This is a genomic window from Streptococcus sp. HMSC065E03, from assembly GCF_001815045.1.
Lineage (GTDB): Bacteria > Bacillota > Bacilli > Lactobacillales > Streptococcaceae > Streptococcus > Streptococcus parasanguinis_AD.
In genome coordinates this window covers 8,997-13,698 of the sequence record NZ_KV818845.1, presented here as the reverse complement: position 1 = coordinate 13,698, position 4,702 = coordinate 8,997, and the positions used below count along the sequence as shown (strand labels likewise).

The following is a 4,702-nucleotide window of genomic DNA, read 5'->3' as shown; positions in this document are numbered from 1 at the left end:
GACGTAAAGATGTTACATACATCTACAAACTTGTCGAAGAACCTGTACAACCTAAGGGTAATGTATACGTTCACTATGTAGATGAAAATGGTAACACTATCAAGACTTCAGTAGTGGATGAAAAAGACCAACCAGTAGGTAAAGACTACGATACAGTTGTGGATAACCGTCCTAAGACAATCACAACTGCAGATGGTAAAGTCTATGAATTGGTACCACAAGGTAACTACCCAGTAGGTAACGTTGACGGTGAAGGTCACTTGACAACAACTGACCCAACAACTGGTAAAGTTATCGAAGGTGATAAGAACGTTACTTATGTTTACAAACTTGTGAAGACTCCAAACGTTCCAACACCAAACACTCCAGTGCCACCAACTCCAACACCAAATACACCGGTAGATCCAACACCTAATAAACCAATGGATCCAACACCAAACACACCGGTAGATCCAACACCTAATACACCAGTGAACCCAGTTTCTGAGCAACCAGCTCAACCAGCTCCAGCTCTTGAACAACTTCCAAATACTGGTGAAACAGGATCTGTAGCTTCAGCTCTTCTTGGAGCAGTTGCAGGGGTTGCAGGGGTTGCAGCACTTGGAAGCCGCAAAAAAGAAGATGAAAAATAATCTTCTATCCTAATTTGATTCGGTCATTTCAGGTATGTGGGAAATGAAAAAGGATCCAAAAAGAGAACCTCCGGGTTCTCTTTTTGTGTGCTGTTTTTTATGTTAAAAACTAGTCTTAATGAGTTACTTTTGGGGAAAATTAGTGTATAATAACTCGATATCTTATTTTTAAGGAGCGGACATGTTTTTTAAACGTTCGAAGGGTGATTTTCGCGAAACGGAACGAATCACACGTTATAAATTAATCAAATCAGGAAAGAATTGGGTACGGGCATCTGTCTCGCGGTTAGGCCTATTTCGTGTCATGCGAGGTGGTGTGGATGAAAACATCGTGGTTCAATACGAAGCATCATCACACTCTATGCCTGCGGATCTGGTCAAAGGGATGGTTGTGCTAGGGGCTCTGGCTGGGGCGACAACGGTTGCCAATCCAGTATTTGCCGAGGAAAATGAAATGAATGCGACTGTTGGGTCTGAAATCAGCCCATCGACCGGTGTGGTTGGACAAGATAGCTTTGTCTTGGGAACGACGTCTACCACAGACTCTGTGTCAGCGAATCACTCCATGAGTGAATCCATCTCATTTTCAGAGTCAGCTAGTGACAGCCTTTCTTTGTCTCAGTCGGTTTCTTTGAGCGAATCACATGTTGTTAGTAATTCAGCGAGTCAGTCCACATCAGAATTTGCTAGTAGCACTCTCTCGGAGAATGATGCTATTCATGTAGCTACTCCTGAAACGAGTGAGAAAGTAGCAGAGGCTCAAAACACTCGCTCGGAAGACCAGGTGAAGCGTCTGCAAGTTTTGGCTTTGGATTTATACACCTATCGTGCGCAGGCTTTGGAAATCCCTGGGACGGAATCTGCTATTGAAAGTGGAGATCTGGCTTTAGAAGCTATTCGTACTGGTTTGTCCAATCCCGCAATTCAAATGGATGCTGTAGAAAGTCAAGCAAAGAGTGCTCGCAATCGCTTGGCCAATGCGGTGCTTCGTGCGACATCTGGCCAACGGGATCCACGTAACGGGAATCGTATAGATGCTGATACCAGTCTCCGTGCACCCCAGTATAATTTAGGGCCAGCCAACAATGCCTTGATTTCTGTTTATAACTCTGATTACATTAATCAGGCTTATAATGTTGTGGAAACCATTCCTACACGAAATAGTATTAAGAGCATTGGCTACGCTTCTGGTAGTGATCGTGTGAATGGCATCAATGTGCCTCAGACGTCGGCCTTGAAAAATAGTGCAGTGGCCTTTAATATCATGGGAACTGTTGGGCAGACAGAGGTCGTAACGCCTGGGAAAATTTATAATGTTTCTTTTGTAGTGACCAATACGGCTAGGCAGTCAGTGACACGAACGCTACGCATTCAGGTTTTGCCGCAAAATGATGGCATTCGTAATCCGATTACGGCTGTGACGACAGCGACTTTTGTCAATGATACTACTAACTTGGCCCAGGCTGAAAAAGAGAAGATTTGGGAAGCGTTTAAGACTGCTAACCCCAATATTGCCACTTCAAAGGACTTTAAATCTTATTCCGTTTCATCATCTGGTGTGGTGACCATTACCTATAAAGATAACACTACAAATGATGTGACGGCTCCAGTGAAGCGACTTGCAGCACCAACTGTTGAAACGAGATTATTGGATAAGGCTTACACACAGACGCCTGTAACGGTGACGGGAGCTGAGCCAGGTTCTACAGTCGTTCTATACAATAATGACGACGAAGTGGGAACAGCTGTGGCAGATGCTTCTGGACAAGCGATCGTAACACCGAATGCTCCCTTGCAAACGGGTGGCGTAACGGCTAAGGCTCGCATTCTGTATGGGGACCATGCAGTTTATTCCGATGCCAGTAACATGGTTGCTGTAACAGATGCCACACGTCCTGAAGTGACGGCTAAGTTGACCGTCAATGGTGTGGAACCGAAATCAACCCCTCTTGAAGGTGGTGGGAAGAATTATACTATTTACGCTGGTGATGATGCGGTTGTGACCTTTACAGCGACGGACGATAGTGGCAAGTTGAAAGAAATGAAAGTCGTTGCACGAGCGGATCTGAACGACAATGCATTGAACGGGAATTTCTTTGGTGGCAGCCAGTATGGGACAGGTGATATTGCTCCTATCACGGGAGATATTACGGCTACCAGTGCGAACCCTGCAACCATCACAACGACCATTCATTTGAAGGATGACCTTTACCATACCTACCGAAATACATGGCAACGCAACGTCGCGGCTATTGACAATGCCTCCAATATGAACCGTCCAAACGGTTTGGGTGAGATTCGGATTACCCAAGGGCGTCTCGCTGATCGTACGCCAGGTGTGGCGCCGACAAGCACTATTCAGGTGACGAGTCTAACTGCATTGACAGATGCAGATAAGAGCAAGGTGATTGCAGCTGTATCGGCAGTCAACCCAGAGGTGGCCAACCGGATTAAGTCCTATACGGTTAATAGTGATGGTACAGTCACCATTACTTATAAAGATAGTACGACCAATGTTGTAGCTGTGAAATTGTCAGATAGTGATCACAGCCAGTCTGTATCAAACAGTCAGAGTGCATCTACGAAGACTTCGCAATCGATCAGTCAGTCCTTAAGTGCGAAGCAATCACAGAGCGTATCGGCTCAGCAGAGCGTTTCATTGAGCCAGTCACTGAGCTCGGTTCGCTCACAAAGTTTGTCAGCTTCACTAAGCCAATCAGCTTCTGCAAGTGTCTCAGCTCAAGCTAGTTTATCTCGCAGTCAATCGTTGAGCAAGGAGGTTTCTCAATCTCAATCCGCTTCAACGAGTCAATCTGTATCGACAAGAAAATCTGAATCTGTGAAAGTTTCGGAATCAGCATCCGCAAGTGTCAGTGGCTTGCAGTCTGCTTCGGTATCAGCAAGTGTATCCAAAGTGGTTAGCCAGTCTGTCTCAAGTTCGACATCCGCTTCAACGAGCGCCTCTGTTTCAGTGAGTCAGTCAGCATCAGCATCGCTTTCACAGTCGGTATCAGAGTCACTAAGTCAATCGACTCGCGAGTCGGCTTCAAAATCAGTGAGTCAATCGCAGTCTGAGTCTGCATCAGTATCTTTGAGTGAGTCCGCTAGAAAATCAGCATCGTTGAGCACTTCCGTATTGGAGAGCCAATCTGCCTCTACTTCGGTATCGGTTTCTACCTCTGAATCGGTGTCGACATCCGAATCAGCTTCTGCTTCTGAATCAGTTTCGACATCAGAGTCAGCATCTTCATCAGAATCAGTTTCAACCTCTGAGTCAGTCTCAACCTCTGAATCGGCATCGACATCAGAATCGGCATCAACCTCAGAGTCAGTCTCAGCGTCTGAATCAGTGTCTACGTCTGAATCGGTGTCAACCTCAGAATCAGTATCAACGTCCGAGTCAGCGTCGACGTCCGAATCAGTATCTACTTCAGAATCTGGCTCAACGTCTGAGTCAGTATCAGCCTCAGAATCTGTTTCTACATCTGAGTCTATATCAACATCCGAGTCAGCGTCAACATCTGAATCAGTGTCGATATCCGAGTCAGTTTCAACATCTGAGTCAGTTTCAATATCTGAGTCAGTGTCAACGTCTGAGTCAGTTTCTACATCTGAATCGCTGTCAACATCTGAGTTAGTCTCAACGTCCGAATCGGTTTCAGCCTCAGAATCAGTATCAACGTCTGAATCAGTATCAACGTCTGAATCAGTATCAGAGTCAGCATCTGTTTCAACCTCAGAATCAGTGTCGACATCTGAGTCGGTTTCTGTATCTGAGTCATTGTCAGCGTCAGAATCGGTGTCAACATCTGAGTCAGTTTCAATATCTGAGTCAGTGTCTACATCTGAGTCTATATCAACATCCGAGTCAGCGTCAACATCTGAATCAGTGTCGATATCCGAGTCAGTTTCAACATCTGAGTCAGTGTCAACGTCTGAGTCTGTGTCGACATCTGAATCGGTTTCAACGTCGGAGTCCGTGTCGACATCTGAATCGGTATCAACATCCGAGTCAGCGTCAACATCTGAATCGGCGTCAACCTCAGAGTCAGTCTCTACTTCAGAATCGG

2 protein-coding genes are annotated in these 4,702 nt (G+C 45.7%); both read left to right on the top strand.

Annotation, left to right across the window (positions count from 1 at the left end; genetic code table 11):
* A partial coding sequence (locus HMPREF3002_RS11395) for a MucBP domain-containing protein (RefSeq protein WP_141754475.1) occupies positions 1–632 on the top strand: 632 nt, incomplete at its 5' end.
* A gap of 181 nt (positions 633–813) precedes the next feature.
* A partial coding sequence (locus tag HMPREF3002_RS11390) for an accessory Sec-dependent serine-rich glycoprotein adhesin (RefSeq protein WP_141754476.1) occupies positions 814–4,702 on the top strand: 3,889 nt, incomplete at its 3' end.